Raw genomic sequence first — 20,764 nt, forward strand, 5'->3', positions numbered from 1 at the left:
CTTTTTTTCCCCGGTCAATCCTTAGGTGAATCAATTTTGTATTTATCCATTAATCGGTAAAGAGTGGCTCTGCCGATTTTAAGTTTGCGTGCCGCTTCAACAATATTTCCTTCGGAAATCTTTAATGCATGGCGAATTGCTTCTTCTTTTAATTTTTCAAATGGAATAATCGGGGAGTCGTCTCCGAACATAACACCGTTACTGCCGACATTAAAAGTTTTAAATTGACCCGCAATATTTGCCGGCAAAGAATCAATCTCAATATGATCGCCCTCGCTTAAAATCATACATCGTTCAAGAGTGTTTTCAAGTTCACGAACGTTACCCGGCCAATCGTAATCGTACATAATTTTCAGAGCATTTTTAGAAACCCCTTTAACTTTTTTATTAAGTTTTATATTGAAGTGGTCGATAAAATGGTTGATCAGAATTACGATATCCCCTTTTCTTTCGCGCAAAGGAAGTATATGAATTGGGAATGAGCTTAATCTATAATAGAGATCTTCTCTAAAATTTTTATTTTCAACTGCGGTTTTCAAATTCCTATTTGTAGCAGATATAATTCTTACATCAGTTTTAATTACCTCATTTCCACCGACCCGCTCAAATTCTTTTTGCTGTATCACGCGTAAGATTTTTGCTTGAAGAGCCATCTCCATTTCACCAATCTCATCCAGAAAAATCGTACCGCTTTTTGCAAGTTCAAATTTTCCAATCTTTCGAACATGCGCTCCTGTAAAAGCTCCCTTTTCATGACCGAATAATTCGCTTTCAAGAAGTTCGCGGGGAATTGAAGCGCAGTTAACAACAACAAATGGTGCCGCTTTTCTTTTTCCGTTGTAATGAATTGCACGTGCTATTAATTCTTTACCTGTCCCGCTTTCTCCTTCGATCAGAACGGTAATATCATTATCAAGAACTTTCGAAACCATCTTGAAAGCTTCCTGCATTTTTTTATCTGCAGAGATGATGTTATCAAAACTATATTCTTTAGTAAGATTCTCTTTTAACTTTTCAACTTCCCGTTCAAGGTCGTAATGCTTTATAGCATTCCTAATTGCGGGTTCTAACCGGTTTTTATCAATCGGTTTGGGAAAATAATCAAATGCGCCGAGCCGTATCGACTCCAGGGCAACTTCAACGCTTCCTTGAGCAGAAAGCATTATTACTGGGACCTTTGGGTTTTTCATTTTGATTCTACTTAAGACTTCGTTTCCATTGATATCCGGAAGCATAATATCGAGTAGAATTAAATCAGGATTATTCGAAAGCGCATTTAGTGCATCGGTTCCGTTAATAAATGTTTCGCAATTATAGTTCCATTGATTTTTGACCCAATGCGAAAGCATTTTAAGAATTGAGTCTTCGTCATCAACAATAAAAACTAATTTTTCCAATATACCCTCAACTAAAATTCTATTTGGGAAGTCTAATAATAAATGTAGCGCCTTTGTTTACCTGGCTTCTTACTTTGATAAATCCCTTGTGCAGATCTATTATTTGTTTGGCAGTTACTAGTCCAAAGCCGGTTCCGCTTATTTGCATTCCTGCTTTTTGAACCTTATTAAATTTTTGGAATAGATTAGGTAAATCTTTTTCCGGAATACCAACACCCGTATCGCTGACGGCTATTTCAATTTCTTTCCCGTAATCTTGAACAATAACGGAAATCCTTCCGCCGCTGTTTGTATATTTAATTGCATTTGTTATCAAATTCCATAATACTTTAGAGATTCTCTCTTTATCCGCATTTATTGTTATTTTTTCTTCCGGGTATTCTTTTGAGATAACTAGTTTTTTTTCAACTATTAATTCATGTAGATTTTTAACCACTTCATCAATTACATCAACTACATTCATACTTGTTTTTTGAAGCTCCTCTTCGCCGGATTCTAGTTGTGAAAAATCAAGAATATCATTTATTAGTTTAGCTAGACGTTTTCCTTCCATCAAAATAATATTGCTAAATTCATGGACTGTATCTCTGGAAAGGTCCGAATCTGATGAAATTGTTTCTGCAAAGCCAACAATTGAAGCCAGCGGGGTTCTTAATTCGTGTGAAACATTCGAAATAAATTCATTTTTGAGTTTATTGACTTCTTCGAGCACCGTAATCTTATTTCTAGCTCTTTCTCTTTCAATCAAAATAATACGATTCGCTTCAATCAGTTTGTAGTTTAAATCTTTTATTTTTTGTTCATCAAGTTTTCTCTTTGTGATGTTCCTGCCAAAACTTAGCATACCAGTTACTTCACCGTTGGTCATCATCGGCTTAGCGCTTATCTCAAATGTAATTCCTTTGTCAAACCTGTCCAAGAAAATGGTTTCAAAAGTTGTTATGCCGCTTGAATTTAGAATTTTATTAAATGCTTCCGCGATTTTTACTTCATCTTCTTTATCAATGAATTCAAGAAAATGTTTGCCCAGCATTTCTTCGGGAGTAAGGCCAAGTGCCGCCGCTCCGTTTTTGTTTACCATGCTGAAATAGCCGAATCCATCTAAAATAAAAATCAAATCATCCGCAGTATCAATCAATAGTCTAAAACGTTCCTCAGAGCTTTCAAGACGAAGTTGAACTTCTTTCTCTTCTGTAATTTCCTGAATTACTCCAACTATACGTACTACCTTATCATTTTTAATAATCGGGTTTGCGGAATGACGTACCCAGTGTTCCTTTCCGTAACGGTCCTTCATCCGGTATTCAACAACCGCTTCTTCTTTGTTTCTTAGTTTATTTATAAATTCTTTGAACCGTGCGAAATCTGATTCGTGAATTGATTTAAGCACGCGATACTTGTTCTGATAAATTTCTTCTGGCGAGAAGCCAAAAAGAGTTCTTACGGCTTCGGTGATGAAATTAAATTCCGAACCATCCGGACTAGTTGAGAATAAAACTGTATTAATACTGTTAATGGTTTCTTTTATTGTCTGTTGAATTTCGGATTCACTAAGTAATTGCTCGGGTTTTTTATCCTGCTTCAAAATTTGTGGCTTCGATATTTTTTTCTTAAAATTATTTATTAGAGGAACAATTTGGGAATGAATCGTTTCTGATGCAGGCATCTTTTTTTTCGAAAACAATAATAGATAGTATCTTGAACTCTTTTCTTCTAAAAATAATTCTTTATAGAAAGATTTATACCCGAATTGACGGGCAAATGTTTTATATGCATCCAGTTGTTTAATATAAGCAGCGGGCGGTTCCTTTTTTGAAGCAATGGATCTAAGTAAAGTCTGAAGATTTTTATCATCTCTTTTAATGCCGCCGACTGAGGATAAAATAATTTTCTTCAAACCATTAGATTTAAAAACTACACCGGCATCGCTTTCGGTTATCTGGCAGATCTTATTAAGAATATGTTCCTCTTTGTTACCCATTCAGCAGCAATTATAAATAATTTTAATGTAAGATAATAAATTAGTCTGAGGAATAATAGGCAATGCTTTAACGAGTACTAGCGTTATGATAAAATTTAAAAAGCAGGTAAAAGCAAATGCATAGTGAAGAGGCAAAGATCCAGAAGCCATACTGCTTATTAAAATCTATTAATACAGCTCCAATAAGCGGCCCTAAAATAGTACCTGCTCCGTACATCATAACAAAGTATCCATTGGCCTGTGTCATATATTTTTTCTCAACTTGTTCAATAGTATAATTCAATCCTACAGTATAAAAGGCCGGAACAAACCCTCCTATTAAAAAGAAAACGATAAGAAGAAAAATAAAGTCTTTTGCAAAAGTCGGGAGTAAAAAAAGAAATCCTAACAATGTCGAAATAATTAAAAGCAGTTTGTATTTGGAAATTTTGTCTGCAAAATGACCAACGATGTATAGTACAACAATTCCGCCAATAACGAATGAAGCAATAAAATACGAAACTTGGTCGCTGGTAAAATAATTCCTCAGCCCATACAATGGAAGAACAACTATTACAGATGACTCAAACAGGCCATAAATGGAAGCGGCAAGTAAACTCATCAAAGGCATTTTTGCCATCGGCATCTTCTCTATTTTTTCATTATTATCTTTCAAGTTTATTTCATCCATAAACACAGTTTGAACAATAAAAACAAGCAGCACAATTGAAGACCCGATAACAAACGGAACCCAGTTCCCGAGTTTTATTGTCCATATTAACATGGAGCCGACTGCAATTCCGATAGAAAGAATTACAACATATAATCCGATATTTTTTCCGCGGTTTGTATCATCACTGTAGTAATTGATCATCACTTCTGTGGAAACAAAAATAAATGTTCCTCCAATACCCATTATTATTTTAACAAGGTATAGAAGCGGATAGATACGCCAAAAGATGTGCCCTAATGCACTTATCATCCAGATGAATAGTCCCGATGCTAAAATCATTTTAACATTATATCGGTCTATTAATCTTCCCGTAAGACGTGAAAAAATGAAAATGCTTATATATCCGGCCATCGCAGTAGAGCCGGTAATAAAACTAGGTGCGTGGTTTAATTCTAACAACATAACTGTTACAGGAGTAACAAGCCCAAAACCAATCCCTCCAATTCCAATTCCGACAAGCGCAAGTATAAAATTTTTTCGCATATATGTATTAATTATTAATAGGAAAAATAGCTTAACAAGAAATAATTACACAACTTTTCTTATTATTACATTGTATGGAAAAAGATAAAATGAAAAAGCCCGAGCTATTGGCTCCTGCCGGTAACTGGACCATGCTAAGTGCCGCAATTGAAGCGGGCGCCAACGCTGTTTACTTTGGTGTGAAATCCTTAAATATGCGTGCCGCTGCAAATAATTTTGATCTTCCCGACCTTCCCAAAATTGTTGAGTACTGCAAAGAACGCAATGTTAAAACTCATTTAACACTTAACACCATTGTGTTCGAAGAAGAATTAGATGAGCTTGATAAAATTGTATCTGCCGCCAGAGATGCCGGAATAGATATGATTATATGCTGGGATATGGCGGTAATTCAAAAATGTGTTGATTACAAAATACCTTTTTGTATTAGCACTCAGGCTTCATCATCAAATTCTTCTACTGTAAAATTCTATGAGCGCTTGGGAGCTAAACGAGTTGTTCTTGCCAGAGAATGTACTCTAGATAAGATCAAAGAGATAAAAAGCAAATCCAACATCGAGATCGAAACATTTGTGCACGGGGCAATGTGTATTGCAGTTAGCGGAAGATGTTTTATGAGTCACGAGGTCTTTGGCAAAAGTGCGAATCGTGGAGAATGTTTACAGCCATGCAGAAGAGAATATCAAATTATTGACAGCGATGAAAAATTCGAGCTGACATTGGGCGAAGATTATGTTTTATCGCCTAAAGATTTATGCACCATAGAATTTTTAGATAAACTAATCGAATCAGGAATAGATTCTTTCAAAATCGAAGGAAGGAAGAGAAGTCCAGAGTATATTGCAAATGTTGTTTCATCTTACCGGAAGGCAATAGACTTATATTTTGAGAACAAACTAGACGATGAAAAGAAAAAGGAATTTGTTGAAAAATTAAAACGAGTTTATAACCGCGGTTTCTCTTCAGGTTTTTATTTAGGTCAGCCTGGATCTGAAAGCTATGCTAAAATTTACGGCAGCATTGCCACCACCAGAAAAGCATATATTGGCAAAGTTCTTAATTACTATAAAAAGAGCGGTGTTGCGTCGATAAGGATTGAAGCTGACGATTTAAAAACCGGCGATCCCATTTATATTATTGGCAGCACTACCGGTGTTGTGGAACTTATGATCGATAAAATGATGAAAGATGAGATTGAATTGAGCTTTGCGCCTAAAGGAAATGATATAACAATTTTATGCAGTGAACGTGTACGTCAATATGATAAAGTTTATAAAATTGTTTCTCTAGAAAGTTAAAATTATTTCCATTCGAGTTTTGGTTTCCCGCCGGAAAAACTTTCCACCGCTTCATCAAGTCCGGGAAAAACTTTGAATACTTTATCCATACGTGTTAAAACAAAAACCAGAGAGGGCATTTCTTCATTATAAACTAAGCGCAAGTCTCCATTAAGCGAGTTTGTCTTTTTTAATAATGCAACCATAGCACCAAGAAATGTTGAATCTACGTACTCGCAGATACTCAGATCTATAACAATCTTAACTGTTCCGCCAGAAATTATATCTGAGACAAAGTCTTTGAACAATATTGCCTTGGCAAGTGTGGCTCTGTTCAAAAAAACATGAACAATAGCAACCTCACCAATTTTTTCTAATTTGAAATCCATATAAGTTTATTACTTCTTCAATACAATAATTTTGTGTGCCAATATATGAATTCCAGATTAAATAGAAAACTAACTGAGGATGATTTCAATCGGTTTTGAAAAATAATTTCACGGGTTATATTTTATGAAATCATTTTGTCCAAACTGGGTTTTTCTTTTCGCCGGAAGAATTATCAACCATTAACAAATCAGTAATTAAGTTTTAACTTACAATGGAAAATCAGAGTGGAATACGAAAACTCAATTGGAATTTATTTCCGTAAGGATTTATATCAACATTGCTGCCGATCGGCTTCAATTGATCTGATTCATTATCGCTTGTAAATAAAAGAAGGTCAATTTGACTATAGAGCCAAAGAACAGCGTATGTAATTATAAATGTATTTCTAAGTTTGAATGATTTATTATACTCATCATATTTCTGCTGAATAAGAAAGCTATCCGTTTCTTTCAAATAATTGTCTTGTTTCTTGTTCGCATCAATTGTAAAATAAATTACTGCACCAATATTGAGAGTAGACGCAACCGTATTTAACCAGCCCTTGGTTAAATTTCCGTGATGAAGTTGACCAAGCCCCGGCAGCAATAAATTTTTTACAACTGCGCTTACAGCCGGAACCGGAGCTAAATATTTTACTTCTTGTTCCCGCCTTGTAGAATCAGCCGGTTGAATAACATCCAAATCCGGATTCTTTCTAATGAATTCAGCTTTAACTTCATTGAAAATAGTGATTAATTTAGGTGAAGTTGTTAATGGATCCGGAAGATAATTTCTTTTGATCTTTAGAATGCTTTCGAAGCTTTTCCTTGTAGATGAGTCTGCGCCAGTAGAATAGAAGACTATAGCGCGCATCATATGAAGTTCGATTAAAAGAGAATCGCTAATATTTCCTTTTGCTATCAATTGATCGGAAAGATTTATGACTTTATCATATTCAAAATTCTCATATTCCTGTTGAACTTTATCAAAAGTAACTTCTTGAGAATGGATTAAGGAGATCCCCAGTAAAAAAAATATTATCAGAAATAATTTTTTTATCATTTGAGCAAAAGCATTTTTTTAGTTAATGAATAATTACCCGCTGTCATTCTATAAAAATAAATTCCGCTTGGAACCTTATTGCCGTTTTTATCCTCGCCGTTCCAGCCAACTTGATATTTGCCCGGTGATTTTTCCTCGTTAACTAATGCGGCTATTTCTCTTCCCAGAAAATCATAAATTTTCAACTGAACCTGGCCGACAGTCGACACTTGGTAGCTGATAACCGTAGATGGATTAAACGGATTAGGAAAATTTTGGTCAAGTGCAAATTCATTCGGCAAATTATTACCATCTTGAACCGATGAAGCTTCATCAAGAATTTCAATATAAGGAACAACTTTGCCAAGATGCCCGCGGTCTGTTCTGCCCCCGAAAACTGCAACAAATCCATTTTTGTAAGCAACTGCCATTAAGCCGGCGCGTGCGTATGTCATCGGTAAAGATTGCGTAATTTTTAATGAGCCGTCCGGTTGAATTTCAACTTGTTCAACTGTGTTCAACGCTGTTAATGTTTCATTATAACCGCCAATGAGAAATCCCTTTTTGCTAAGCGGGTTGTAAACTGCGGATCCCGCAGCGCGAGACTCGTTTAATTGTTCGGGCATATCCGCTAATGTTTGCGTGCTTATGTTAAATTTTTGAATTGCTTTCATAACACCGTTTATTACACCGCCAAAAATATAAATGTTATTGCCCACGATAAACGTCATACGCTGGCGAGGAGGATCCGGTGAAGGAGAATTAAAAGAAATTCCATTTTGTTTAGTACTTAAGTTATATGCTTGAATGTATGAGAGTGTGTCTCCTGCAGTGGCCGGATCACCTCCAATGATATAAAAATTCTCTCCTACAATTTGGCCAGTAGAAAATAATCTTCCAAAATTTTTATTCCGGTCATATACTGAAGCAAGATTTGAAACAATTTTATAATCCCAAGATTCCAATGTATTTTTATCTGTTGAGGCATCAACCGTACCGCCGAAGTACATAATACTGTTCTTCCAAAGATCCGCAACAAATTGATCCCTTGGTTGAATCATTCTTCCAACCATTTGCCAAGAATTTTTTTCCACATCATATTCTTGAATCCAATCAACGGCGCTTTGCAATGAATCCGAATAACCGCCGAGGATATATATTTTATTGCTTTGCGCTGCAATATCGTAGATAACTTGACCGCCCGAGACCGGATAAGGCATTTTACCAACTACACGCCACCGTAATTGCGCTTCCGTGATTGCAGCGGTAAATAATATCAATATTACAACTAATATTTTTTTCATCGTTATCAAGATATTTATGAAAAAGTTTTTCTTTGCATTGCGAAAAATTAATTGTTTTTGAATCTGAACTTAAGTTTCAGTGTATCTCTTGCCTTTATAACAAACGAAGTATCAATGTCCTTGAACATCGGGTTTTTTATTTTCAGATCAACCGGACCAGGAACAACTTTAATAAATTTATTTGCAATCATCGGTGCTTCAGCTTTTATGGTTCCGCCAATGTATATATCACCAACTGGCGGGAAAACTGAGCAGTAAATGAACCCCATCGTTTCCTCTTCAATATTAACATGAACCAAAGTTACTTTACCAGCTTCAACTGTAACATTTTTATAAAAGGTCGGGTATTTAGGATGAGTAAACACTACTGAATATTCTCCCGAAAGTATGGGAATTCTTTTATCAAATGGAGTTGGTCCATAACTTTCTCCACTTATTGAGACACCCGCGTTTACAGGAAAAGATTGGACATCAAGCCAGCCCATACCAACTTTATTATCCTGTTTTGGGGATGAATCTGTATTCTGATCTTGAGCGGGTATTGAATTTTTATTATCAACAAGCGGTTTATTAAGATTATTCAAATCAACTTGATCTTTTGCTTGTTGATTCTCTTGCTGTGTGCTGTTCGGTTCAGAAGAATTATTATTTAATATATTTCCTTTATCGCCGCCGGGTATAATTTTATTCTGACCCGGTTGATTCAACATCGGCACAACAAAAATTGCAACTATTCCAAGAAAAATTACCGCAATAAAGATCCAGGCAAGTTTAGATTTATTCCCCTCTCTATCAACATTGTTAATTACAATCGTTGGCTGGTCAACGTGAACGTTTAATTCATCTAAAATTTCTTCTGCGGATTCATAACGCTGCGTCATATTCTTCTTCAACATATTGAAGAGAATTTCTTTTATTAATTCCGGCTGATCTCCGGTCATTTTAGCAACTTCGTTTTCATCGTAAGCCATTATTACATTCAACGTAAGACTAACATTATCCCTCAAGAATGGATTCTTTCCGGTAAAGAGTTCAAACAATACAACGCCGGTAGAAAAAATATCGCTCTGGGGTGTAAGTTTTGCACCGCGTACCTGTTCAGGGCTCATATAGCTCGGCGTTCCAACAATTGAATACGGATTTGTAACGAAATTATCTTCAGCAGAAAGAGCTAATCCAAAGTCGCCCAATTTTACATTGAGATTCTTATCTACAAAAATATTCTCCGGTTTGATATCTCGGTGTATAATTTGATTCTTGTGTGCATAATCCAACCCCTTTAGTATCTGGATCATCACATGTTCTTTCTGTTCCGGTGAAAGAGTTTTTGTTTTGAAGATATTACGGAGAGATTCTCCTTCAATATATTCAAATGAAATGTAGAAGAATTCTTTGCTCATCCCGAAATCGAGAACCTTTATGATATTCGGATGATCTAGTTTGGCAAGAATTTTTCCTTCACGCTTGAAACGTTCTACCATCGAAGGGTCGGGCAGTTTCTGCGTGTTAAGAACTTTGAGAATAATTTTTTTGCTTAGATAAATATGATTGGCAAGAAAAACGGCAGCATGCTCATCTTTCTTGAGAACTTCAATGATCTGAAACTTTTCGAATAATATTTCCGATGTAAGAGAAGACATTTTATTGCTCGCCCATTTCTTTCAGTTTCAGCTGAATCCATCTAACAGAAACATCCAAAGATTTAGCGGTTGATGTTCTATTATGATTGAATTCCTCCAGCCGTTTTTTGAGAAGCAGCATTTCATATTCTCTAAGTGTGCCTTGAAAAGTAGCCACCACTGCTTGATCTTCAAGAATAATGTGGTCGGTGTGTAATCTATTTCCGTCGCAAAGTATCAGAGCTCGCTGAATAACATTGATCAGTTGCCGAATATTTCCCGGCCAGTAATAACTTTCTAATTTTTTTATTGCGGCAGAATCAATTAACATATCTTTAGAGCCGAGTTTTTTAATAAAGAAATCTACGAGCAATGGAATATCGCTTCTTCTTTCACGAAGAGGCGGAACGCGAATTGGGAATACATTCAATCTGTAGAATAAATCTTCTCTGAAAGATCCGTCTTTTACAAGTGCTTGCAAATCCTTGTTCGTTGCTGTAATTATGCGAACATTAATCTTTCTTACTTTCACATCACCGAGACGGATAATTTCTCTATTCTCAAGCACCCGCAAAAGTTTTGCCTGAAGAGCAATGGAAATATCTGCAATTTCATCAAGGAAAAATGTTCCGCCATCGGCGGCTTCCAGCAAGCCCTGCTTATCTGTATTTGCGCCCGTGAATGCGCCCTTTTTATAACCGAACAGTTCACTTTCCAGAAGATTGTCCGGAATTGAGCCGCAGAACTGTGCAAGAAATGGTTTATCCTTTCTTTTACTCAAATCATGAATTGCTTTTGCCGCAATTTCTTTTCCCGTTCCGCTTTCTCCGGTAATTAACACTGTTGTATCTGTAAGTGCCACCTTATAAAGAATTTGAGAAAGATTACGCATAACAGGACTTTCACCAATCATGTCGGGAATTTCGAATAGTGATTGCAGCCGATTGGTGAGAATCTGATTTTCTTTTTCAAGTTCTTCCAATTTAATTATACGGTCCAGTGCGAGTGAAACTAGATTTGAAAAGAAACTTAAGAATAAAAGATTTTCGTCTGTAAACTCGCGGCGGTCTAACTGGCTATCCGCAACTATTACTCCCCAAACTTTTTCATCTCTAACAATCGGAACGCCGATAACAGATTTAATTCGTTGTATCTGTACGCTTTCAAATTGTGAGAGATGAGGATCTCCCATAACATCGTGATAAAGAAGAGGTTTCTTTTCTTTAATTACTTTCTGAAGAATACCGGAAGAAAATTCGTGAAGATCAGTAATTGTTTCGTTAGAAATCTTACGCGCAGAAATTATTGAAAAATTATCATTCTCTTCATCATACTTAACAAACAAACCCCGTTCCGCATTTATAACATTAATGACAATATCAATCGCGTCTTCTATTAATAAATCCTGGCGGGTAGCCGAATTTAATATCTGTGTGAATTCATAAAGTGATTCGAACTCATCCTTAGAAAGATTTTTTATGTGATTAATATTTTCTTTAAAAAAATCACTCATTGATAGAACGTCTCACTTTTTATTGAACAACAAAAGATGCAGGCAAAGAGCGGGCACGGTTCTGAAAATCATCTATAACCCAGATTACCCAGAAATATTGGCCTGCGGGCAAATTATTTATTTCGGTTATGTCGGCTGTAAATTCAACTTTTTCTTTTGAAAAATTTATAGGTCCAAAAACTAATTTCGGAGAATTACCTTCTGTGTATATCTCAAAATTATAACTGAAATTAAATCCAGGTAAAAATCTATTCCAGACAAATTTAATGGGCTTATTTACAATTTCGAGATTTGCCGGAGATTTGAAAATGATATCTTGCCGTATGGTTCTTTTAATTGTTGAAAAACCGATTTTAAATTCTTTACCCGCCGCGTTATATACACTAATTTCAAAATTTTTACCGATTCCTTCATCCATCGAAGTTAAATTCAAATCGGATGATGTAAATTTATTTTCATAGAATCCGGAAGAAGATTTAAATGAAAGACTTTTATTAATGTTCAGTTCGGTACAGCGGATAAAAACAGTAGCTATATCATTTTCAAGATCTGATATTTTCGCTTTCACATAAAGTGTGTCGCTCTGAACAGTTGGATATCTATTCACAACGCTCGTGTAAATTACAAGACTGTCAAGCTGTGGAATTGCATTTAAAGTAGCATCAATGTGCTGAGTTCTCTGATTTATAAGGTTGATAAGAAGAGAATCATTGCTGTATCCATTTTTTTCAAAATAGATCCAACCCTGTTTCTGCGGCAGCTGATCAATCAAAAATTTTCCCGCGGCATTTGTTTCAACCAATAGATTTTGATTTTTCCAGTAAACTTTTACTCCTTCAATAGGTTGATGAGGTAAAGCAGCCGTTTGAATTGTACCTTCAATTGAAGCAAGCTGGTATCCTGGATTTAGTGGATCGAGCGGATTTAATCTTGGAGCGTCGCACGAAAGTGCGACACCGATCAAAACTAGAGACAGCATACCACGAAAAATTTTCATATCAGATTAAATCCACTGGACAAAAAGCCGTTGCCTTGTTAAAACAAAGATAAATAAAAGCCAAAAGACTTGCGGCAAATATGCAGGAAATAATTCTAATTATAAACTCAAAAATAGACTTCCTGTGGAATAGAGCACAGCATTGCCGGAGATTCTAACGCGGTTTCCTCTCTCCTCGCAAAAGAGTTCACCCATTCTTTTTGAAACTTGAAGTACACGAAAATTTTTCTTATTGAATTTTTCGGACCAATAAGGAACCAGAACCGTATGTGCAGATCCGGTTACCGGATCTTCGTCAATTCCTTCATTCGGCGCAAACATGCGAGAGACAAAATCAACATCGTCTCCTCTAGAGGAAATTATAACCGCGTGCGGATGGATCTTTTTAATTAATTCAATTTTAGGCTCATAATTTCGAATAAACTTTTCCGAATCGAAAACAACTAGAAGATAAAATCCGTTTTCTAAAACTTCTACCGGTTCCTTATCAAAACATTTTTTGATTGCATCGCTCATCTTCACCGGTCTCGGCTTGTGCAGCGGAAAATCGAGTGTAAGCAATTCTCCGTCCCGCTCAACAATTAATTCGCCGCTCTTAGACATAAATTTAATTTTTGTAGAATTCTTTTCAATGAAATTAAAAATCACATAAGCCGATGCTAGGGTTGCGTGTCCGCATAAGGGAACTTCGTTTGCGGGCGTCATCCACCTAATATGGTAATACTCATTCTCCTTAACAAAGAATGCTGTCTCTGATAAATTATTTTCTGAGGCAATTTTCTGAAGAATATCGTCATCGAGCCATTTTTCAAGCGGAACAACTGCCGCGGGATTTCCGCCAAATAATTTTGAAGTGAACGCATCAACTTGATAAATTGGAAACGTCATGAAATACTCCTTTCATTTATTTATTCTATACCAACTCTATGTTCAATCAAGCTGTTCTATAAATTAGCAGCAAGATTTTAAAAAAATATTTCTCTATGCAAAAAAGGAATTAGAGCAACTTTTAATCCTTCGATATAAAGTTCTTTTCTATTCATTACACCGTTTGTAAAAAATCCAATGGCTCCGTGTTTCTGTTTTGTGTTCTGCTGATTCATAATTTCATCCATTACATCGCCAAGCTCAATCCCCTGTAAAAGTTTTTCAACTATGCTCATGGGTAATTCAAAATGAGGAGACAATCCAAACCCGATTCTTCCTTCTTTATCAATAACGCACATACAGCCAAACGCAAACCACTTTTCAAATTGTTTGGCAATACCACCTTCAATGCCTACGAAAAAATCAGCGGATAGATTTTGAGTCTGGTTTAATTCTTTGAGTTTTATTGCCCGGTTTTGAGCACCGATGAAAGATTGATCTCCTACCGGTTGAGAAGAAACACCGGATTCGACATTAATACCTATGGTTTCAACACTATCATAATAATTTGCGAACGCTTCCTTAACAGAATCTATTTTAACGGGATTTTTTGATCCTACCAGCACTTTCATATTACCGCCTTTAAAAAGAAATAATGCTTTAAAGAATACAAAAATAATTTGTTATTTTTCCATGTGATTGTTCATTACAATCTCTTAGCTATTCTAGCATATTAAAACCAATATAAAATTATCACGGAGAATTTATGAAGAATCAACTCTTTTTTGTCTTCTTGATATCATCCCTTCTTTTGGTTAGCTGCAGTAATGGTCAAAAAGAAATTCAGACTGCGTTGGATAAAATTAACGCTGACGGATTAAAAGAAAAGATTTCAATATTGGCTTCCGATGATTTTAGGGGACGCGCTCCTGCAACTCTGGGAGAAGAGCGGACTATCAATTATCTTCAAGAACAATTCAAGAAGATTGGGCTGCGTCCAGGTAACGGGAATAGTTATTTGCAAGAAATTCCTCTTGTCGAAATTACTACAAACCAAAATTCGGTAACCGCAGTAGTTAAAGACAAGAAAGAAACTATAAATCTTTCCGTTTCAAAAGATTTTGTTGTTGGTACAACAAGATTTGTAGACAATACTTCATTGAAAAACTCAGAAATGATTTTTGCCGGTTACGGAATTGTTGCACCGGAATATAATTGGAATGATTACCGCGGACTTGATGTAAAAGGTAAAACGGTTGTTGTTCTTGTTAACGATCCCGGATTCGCTACGGGCGATAAAAATTTATTCAACGGCAAAGCAATGACATACTACGGAAGATGGACTTATAAATATGAAGAAGCCGCAAGACAGGGCGCTGCGGGCTTAATAATTATTCACGAAACCGATGCCGCGGGTTATCCATGGGGCGTTGTTGAAAATAGCTGGACAGGCACCAGATTCTATTTAGACTCACCGGACAAAAACATGTCAAACTGCGAGTTTAACGGTTGGGTTACCACAGAAACCGCACAGAAAATTTTTGAAATGTCCGGGTTAGATTATAATAAAGAAATTGTATCCGCCTCTCAAAGAGGATTTAAACCTGTTGTTCTTTCATCAAAAATGTCAATCTCATTCAAGAGTAAATTTGCTTACATAAAATCGAATAACGTCATTGGAATACTTCCCGGAAAAGAACTTGCCGATGAATATATTATCTATACAGCTCACTGGGATCATTTCGGTGTTAAACCAAATCCAGCTCAGGGCGATTCAATTTTAAATGGTGCGGTAGACAATGCAACCGGTGTGGCTGGAATTTTAGAAATCGCCGAAGCATTTGCCTCTCTAAGGCAGCCTCAGAAACGTTCTATCGTTTTCCTTTCGGTTACTTGTGAAGAAGCGGGATTACTCGGAAGTGATTATTATGCAAAACATCCTCTCGTTCCATTAAAGAAAACCGCAGCCGAAATAAACCTGGACGCGCTGAACGTATTTGGAAAAACAAATGATATCACTCTAGCAGGTTTTAAAGATTCCGAATTAGATGATTATGCCGAAAAGGTAATTAAGGAAAACGAGAGGTATGTTGTACCAGAACCAACTCCTGAAAAGGGAATGTACTTCAGAAGCGATCATTTTAGTTTTGCAAAGGTCGGTGTTCCTGTTCTCTATTTTGGAAGCGGCATGGATAACATCGAACATGGCAAACAATGGGGCCTGGATCAATCAGCAAAATGGCTGAGAGAGAATTATCATAAACCTTCCGATGAGTATAAACCGGACATCTGGAAATTCGACGGAATGTTAGCCGACTTAAAAATTATTTTTGAAGTTGGCTACGATCTAAGCATGACAAACAAATTCCCGAATTGGCTGGCAGGCTCCCCATTTAAAGCCAACCGGGATGCAATGATGAAATAGTTTTTATTTACCGAAAAATATTTTTAGAGGCCGCCATACTCGTTTAGCCCAGGCGGCTTCGTTGTGTGTTGCCGCTTTATCAATATAAACGAACAGATCTTTATCAATTGAAAATTCTTTTTTCTCAAGAATGTTGACCATCTCGTTAACCCCGGGCATAAGTTGCGCATCCAGATCAACTCCGCCGTTATCAATATAAAGAGTGATCTTTTTTTTCTTCCCGGTATATTCCAAAACCTTGTTTACATAATTGATGTCTCTGAATTTGAATGCCGGGGAAAAACAAGCCGCCTTTGAAAATACTTCGGGGTGTTCCCATGCGCACATCATAGAGATCAGCCCGCCCATTGATGAACCGGCAACCGCAGTGTTCTTAGCATCTGCCAAAGTTCTATATTTTGAATCAACGAACGGTTTTACTTTTTCAATAATAAATTTCATGTAAAGTCGGCCAAGGGGTGTATCGGAATATTCTATACTTCTGTCAACGGTATTATTCATCCCTACCATTATAATCGGCTGGATCACACCGTTTCGAATTAAACTATCCGCAGTTTCATCAACTTGCCAATCGATAAAATTGGTTGATGTTCGGGGATCGAAAATATTCTGCGCATCGTGCATGTAGAGAACCGGATACCTTTTGTTGATTTCTTTTTCATAATCCGGCGGCAGCCAGATAATTATGTCTCTCGGTTTTAATCCGTCTATTGCAAAATTTTTATAATATTCAACTTTGCCGGTTATCTGCCCCTGAACTTTGAAATTAGCCGTTACCTTGGAATTAAATTTATCCCTCCAATAGTTAATGACGGAATTAATAGTTGTATCATGTTCAACTTTCAAAACTGCGTTTGGCGGAACAGTTGTATCGGCTTTCAATGCTTCCGTTTGCCAGCTTCCTTTTGTGAATTTGTACTCAATTGTTGTCCCTTTTTCAAAAGTGAGAGTCTTCTGCCGTAATTCATTTGAAATTTTATCGAGCATTACTTTTGACGGATTCCAATTCCCGATCTCTTCCGTGTTCCCAACAATGTATACTCTGTCGCTGTCGCTCAATGTCGGCGTTTCAATTTTAAATGTTACGCTAATCTTTTCCTGCGAGTACACAGACAGCGATGCGGCAAAAATTAAAATCAATAAAATGCGTTTCATGATGATCCTCAATTACATTATTAAAAGTTTCTCTTGTTAAAATAATAATAGAGATGGAGTTTATCTTTGAACATACTTTGGATTTTGTTTTCGCATGAATCTCTTTGGATTTTTCAAATTCTCGAAACCGAATTTTGCATATAAGCCGTGAGCATCCTTGGTTGCAAGCATCCACGATTTTAGGTCATTCAGTTCTGGATAATTTAGAATACACTTCATGAGCCATTTGGACAACCCGCGCTTGCGATATTCTTCAATTATAAAAACATCAGCAATGTAACCAAAGCTTGCGCGGTCAGTGACAACCCGTGCAAATCCAATTTGCACCTCATCGTAGTAAACGCCAAAACAGATTGAGCCATGAATTGCCTTCTTAACTCTTTCCACTGAAATACCCTTAGACCAATATGCATCAATAAGAAACCCATGAATGGTTTTGATCTGCAGTCTCCGCTTGTCGGTGCTGATTGAGTATTTCCCCTTTTTGAATTCGTAGATCATAACAACTCTATTTGAAAATTTTTTTTCAACAAATTGTAAAATTCATTTTTGTTTTTCACTTCTGTTTTCGTTTTAGTTCCGTTATCGGTAATTGTTAAAGATGAATTACTTAGTGTAATCCTACCTGTCTGAGTCGCAATTGTACAAAGCATTCTTGTTCGAAATATTGAATCTGGAAATGTCTGCTGATATTTACACATTTCTTCAAAATCTGTAAACATGCGTAAAGTTAAAGAAAATTTATACTGCAGCCTCCATTCGTAATTTTCTCTCCTCCTCAGATCAAATTCGTTTTCTGCAACGCGGATAATTTTATAATATCCGCTTACATCCCACAGTTCCCCGTTTGGAAATTCCAAAGGAATCCGGAATGAATCACCGAAGCCAACATCTACCATATATTTTTTTTCAAGATGAACAAGAAGAGTCATGTGATCAAACTCGGGACCTAGATCTTTCCTTTCATGATTAAAGACGCGTGCAGACAACATATCAACTTCAAAACCGAGTTGAGTAAGCAGCCAATGAAATAATCCATTAAGCTCGTAACAAAATCCGCCGCGCTTTGTTGGAATTATTTTTTTATAAATACGCTCAAGATCCAGTACAATATTATCCCGCTCCGGTATATCTAAATCCTCAAACGGAATCGAGAGCATGTGGGCATTTTGAAGTTCCGTCAGAAAATCAAGAGACGGCGGTTTGATCTTTTCTATACCAATCCGATTTAGATATTCTTCAATTTTCATAAAATGATCTTCTGCAATATTGAAAAGATCGGAATCATTTCTTTTCGGTTCTCATCAACGCTACGCCATAAGGGAAAACCTCAACCGTCATTATTTTAGCTTTAACGGCGGGGTCATTCTCTGCTATTGTTTTTGCTTCTTCAAACGAATCTGCTTCATAAATAACAATTCCAAATGTTTTATCGAGAGCATTTTGTGTTCTTCCGGCTAGAATTAAAGTTCCATCGGAGAGCATTTTTTGCAGATTCGCAAAGTGCTCCTGTACAATTTTATTTTTTTCCGGTGTCCAAGCGGCGGTATCAAGCATAGTTTTGTCGAGACGTAGAAGATAGAGATATTGCTTTTTTGATGATTGAGTTTCTTTGCTTTGTGAAAAAGAAATATTTACAACAATTAGAAAAATAATTGAAGTAAAGATCATTTTTTTCATACCGACTCCTTTTCAAAATTAATTGTATGATGAAATTGGTCTAGTCTTACATAAATATTAATCTTAGAAGCAAATTCGACCCGCTGGACGAATAGTGCGACTCTTTGGTTGAATGTTAAATCCTCTCTTAGAAAATTCGTATAAAATTTTATTAAATTCATACAAATTCTTCCTGGCACGTTTTTTTACTTATGTTATTTGAAACAATACAATATTTACATTAACCCAGGAGTTTAAAATGAAAAAGTTCGTATCACTGGTGGCTCTCTTCGCAATTCTAATTGCATATTCAAACATCTACGCACAAACACAAAACCCAAATCCTCCGGCTCAACATGGCAAGGGATTCGTGGATAAAAACGGAGACGGTTACAACGATAACGCGCCCGACCATGACGGAGATGGAATTCCAAATGGAGTTGATCCGGATTATAAAGGTCCAAAACTTCAGAAAAATAAATTTGTTGATTTGAATGGTGACGGAATTAACGACAATGCAGGCAAAGGTAAACGCGGCGGGAAAAACGGTAAGGGCGGATACGGTCCCGGCAATGGCACCGGCAATAATGGCGTTGGTCCTAAAAACGGAACCGGTAATGGGGTTGGAACTGGAACTTCTACAGGAACTCATGGAACAAACGGACGCGGACATAGAGGCGGAAAGTAGTATGTAGTAAAATCGAAAAATCAGTTAACCGGGACTCTTTGGAGTCCCATTTTTTTTGAGGTTATAAATGTATCAACTTGTAAGCAGCAAAGTAATTATTTTTTTCATCACATTATTTTCAATCTTCTCAATTAGCACTGCTCAGTGGAGTTTTAAATTATCCACAGATCAAGAATATAATGACAATCCTTTCCGCACTCAGCTTGCAACAAAAACATTTCTCTCATCAGTAGATTTCGGATTAGAAAACCATATTGGAGATTTTTCCGTTGGTTATTACGGAAGTTACCTGAATTTTGATGTTGTACCCGAAAGAAATTTTTATTGGCATCAAATTGCCGCATGGAAAGACTATGAAAACTCCGCTTTAGGTATTTATGCAGAGCAAGGATTGAACAAAGATATTTATACATACTATGATTACTCGAATATCACTGCGTATTATCGTCACCAATTCAGTTTGAAAGATTTTCACTTTACTTTGTCTCCGAATCTAAGTCTTACCAAGTATAAGAATATAAGTATAATGGATAATTACAAAGGAAGTTTGGGTTTGAATATAAACCATGGTTTTGAGAGCGGAACAACGCTTATAACCGGCGGTTCATTTAATTACAAAAAATATCTTAACCCCGTACAATCAGGCACATATACTTATCTTGATGAGAACAACACACTAATAACAGATACTTATATAGATAAGAATGTTTCATCAATTACACAGTTGGTTTCCTTCGGAAGAATCGCTCAATCGATTACACCAACAACCGGGCTGGCAGTACAATTTACGAACCGAAGTATTCTGAATGGATTCGGCGCCTTTGTGAAAGATCTGAATATGATCTACGGTGATGAATCCGAAATGTTTGATGATCCGGTAAATTATGAGGGCAACAATCTTTCTGTTGAACTCACTCAGATATTTTTCGATGACTTAGAATTAAAATCTGGATTATATTTGAATCAAAAACACTATCCTTCTCAAGGAATCTATGACGTTCTTTACAATTACGATACCGGTGTAATGCGAAATGACACTCAAAATATTTTTAACTTTTCAATCAAGAAAAGTATTCCTTTGGGATTCTTAAATGACACCAATCTATCGATAGGGCTAAACTATCAACTCATTGATAACAAATCGAACAGCGTTCCATTCAATTATAAAAACAATTCACTTAGTCTAAATCTGGGGTTTCAATTTTAAAGCCGTTAAATCAAATATAGCTGAATCCATTTGCAAAGCTTCGCTTCTTATTATTGATGAATTTTTCAGT

At 36.3% G+C, this 20,764-nt stretch carries 19 protein-coding genes; 4 read left to right on the forward strand and 15 right to left on the reverse strand.

Annotation, left to right across the window (positions count from 1 at the left end; all coding sequences use genetic code 11):
- Window positions 1-14: 14 nt before the first annotated feature.
- The 3 genes from NTX65_08935 to NTX65_08945 form a co-directional block, all read right to left on the reverse strand.
- Window positions 15-1,397, reverse strand: coding sequence for a sigma-54 dependent transcriptional regulator (locus tag NTX65_08935; protein ID MCX6169452.1), 1,383 nt, complete (start codon window positions 1,395-1,397; stop codon window positions 15-17).
- Window positions 1,398-1,416: 19 nt separating this feature from the next.
- Entirely contained in the window at window positions 1,417-3,378 is a 1,962-nt protein-coding gene (locus NTX65_08940; GenBank protein ID MCX6169453.1) for a PAS domain-containing sensor histidine kinase, read from the reverse strand.
- Window positions 3,379-3,445: 67 nt separating this feature from the next.
- The gene (locus tag NTX65_08945) at window positions 3,446-4,573 is read right to left on the reverse strand and encodes an MFS transporter (GenBank protein ID MCX6169454.1); all 1,128 of its coding nucleotides are present in this window, start codon (window positions 4,571-4,573) and stop codon (window positions 3,446-3,448) included.
- Between the two features lie 89 nt (window positions 4,574-4,662).
- On the opposite strand from NTX65_08945, the gene NTX65_08950 reads away from it, so the two are divergent.
- On the forward strand, window positions 4,663-5,871 hold the full coding sequence (locus NTX65_08950) for a U32 family peptidase (protein MCX6169455.1): 1,209 nt from the start codon (window positions 4,663-4,665) through the stop codon (window positions 5,869-5,871).
- Window positions 5,872-5,873: 2 nt separating this feature from the next.
- Here the strand turns inward: NTX65_08950 and NTX65_08955 are convergent, their stop codons facing one another.
- The 8 genes from NTX65_08955 to yjjX all read right to left on the reverse strand — a co-directional run bounded on the left by NTX65_08955 (window position 5,874) and on the right by yjjX (window position 14,192).
- A complete protein-coding gene (locus NTX65_08955) occupies window positions 5,874-6,239 on the reverse strand; it encodes an STAS domain-containing protein (GenBank protein ID MCX6169456.1) in 366 nt (121 codons plus the stop codon).
- A 220-nt stretch (window positions 6,240-6,459) separates the two neighbouring features.
- Window positions 6,460-7,281 (reverse strand): hypothetical protein, encoded by an 822-nt coding sequence (locus NTX65_08960; protein ID MCX6169457.1) that lies wholly within the window; start codon window positions 7,279-7,281, stop codon window positions 6,460-6,462.
- Complete coding sequence (locus NTX65_08965; protein ID MCX6169458.1) at window positions 7,278-8,564, reverse strand: T9SS type A sorting domain-containing protein; 1,287 nt, start codon at window positions 8,562-8,564, stop codon at window positions 7,278-7,280. Before NTX65_08965 ends, NTX65_08960 begins: the two co-directional genes overlap by 4 nt.
- A gap of 47 nt (window positions 8,565-8,611) precedes the next feature.
- Window positions 8,612-10,204: a serine/threonine protein kinase gene (locus NTX65_08970; GenBank protein MCX6169459.1), complete on the reverse strand. Its 1,593-nt coding sequence runs from the start codon at window positions 10,202-10,204 to the stop codon at window positions 8,612-8,614.
- A gap of 1 nt (window position 10,205) precedes the next feature.
- Window positions 10,206-11,696 carry a sigma 54-interacting transcriptional regulator gene (locus tag NTX65_08975; GenBank protein MCX6169460.1) on the reverse strand — a complete coding sequence of 497 codons (1,491 nt, stop codon included), beginning with the start codon at window positions 11,694-11,696 and terminating at the stop codon, window positions 10,206-10,208.
- A 19-nt stretch (window positions 11,697-11,715) separates the two neighbouring features.
- Window positions 11,716-12,693 (reverse strand): hypothetical protein, encoded by a 978-nt coding sequence (locus NTX65_08980; protein ID MCX6169461.1) that lies wholly within the window; start codon window positions 12,691-12,693, stop codon window positions 11,716-11,718.
- 99 nt (window positions 12,694-12,792) lie between these two features.
- Window positions 12,793-13,581: a PhzF family phenazine biosynthesis protein gene (locus NTX65_08985; protein ID MCX6169462.1), complete on the reverse strand. Its 789-nt coding sequence runs from the start codon at window positions 13,579-13,581 to the stop codon at window positions 12,793-12,795.
- Window positions 13,582-13,658: 77 nt separating this feature from the next.
- On the reverse strand, window positions 13,659-14,192 hold the full coding sequence (gene yjjX / locus NTX65_08990; GenBank protein MCX6169463.1) for an inosine/xanthosine triphosphatase: 534 nt from the start codon (window positions 14,190-14,192) through the stop codon (window positions 13,659-13,661).
- 134 nt (window positions 14,193-14,326) lie between these two features.
- Between yjjX and NTX65_08995 the strand changes: the two genes are divergently transcribed.
- Entirely contained in the window at window positions 14,327-15,985 is a 1,659-nt protein-coding gene (locus tag NTX65_08995) for a M28 family metallopeptidase (GenBank protein MCX6169464.1), read from the forward strand.
- Window positions 15,986-15,988: 3 nt separating this feature from the next.
- Here the strand turns inward: NTX65_08995 and NTX65_09000 are convergent, their stop codons facing one another.
- The 4 genes from NTX65_09000 to NTX65_09015 are packed head-to-tail and all read right to left on the reverse strand — an operon-like array spanning window position 15,989 to window position 18,820.
- Window positions 15,989-17,140 (reverse strand): alpha/beta hydrolase-fold protein, encoded by a 1,152-nt coding sequence (locus NTX65_09000; protein MCX6169465.1) that lies wholly within the window; start codon window positions 17,138-17,140, stop codon window positions 15,989-15,991.
- A 60-nt stretch (window positions 17,141-17,200) separates the two neighbouring features.
- Complete coding sequence (locus NTX65_09005) at window positions 17,201-17,641, reverse strand: GNAT family N-acetyltransferase (protein MCX6169466.1); 441 nt, start codon at window positions 17,639-17,641, stop codon at window positions 17,201-17,203.
- Window positions 17,638-18,390: an arylamine N-acetyltransferase gene (locus tag NTX65_09010; GenBank protein MCX6169467.1), complete on the reverse strand. Its 753-nt coding sequence runs from the start codon at window positions 18,388-18,390 to the stop codon at window positions 17,638-17,640. Before NTX65_09010 ends, NTX65_09005 begins: the two co-directional genes overlap by 4 nt.
- Window positions 18,391-18,424: 34 nt before the next feature.
- Window positions 18,425-18,820, reverse strand: a complete 396-nt coding sequence (locus tag NTX65_09015; protein ID MCX6169468.1) for a YciI family protein — start codon at window positions 18,818-18,820, stop codon at window positions 18,425-18,427.
- A 238-nt stretch (window positions 18,821-19,058) separates the two neighbouring features.
- Between NTX65_09015 and NTX65_09020 the strand changes: the two genes are divergently transcribed.
- Window positions 19,059-19,487 carry a hypothetical protein gene (locus NTX65_09020; protein ID MCX6169469.1) on the forward strand — a complete coding sequence of 143 codons (429 nt, stop codon included), beginning with the start codon at window positions 19,059-19,061 and terminating at the stop codon, window positions 19,485-19,487.
- Between the two features lie 67 nt (window positions 19,488-19,554).
- Window positions 19,555-20,694 carry a hypothetical protein gene (locus NTX65_09025; protein MCX6169470.1) on the forward strand — a complete coding sequence of 380 codons (1,140 nt, stop codon included), beginning with the start codon at window positions 19,555-19,557 and terminating at the stop codon, window positions 20,692-20,694.
- Window positions 20,695-20,764 lie beyond the last annotated feature (70 nt).

This window comes from Ignavibacteriales bacterium (assembly GCA_026390795.1).
GTDB lineage: Bacteria > Bacteroidota > Ignavibacteria > Ignavibacteriales > Melioribacteraceae > Fen-1258.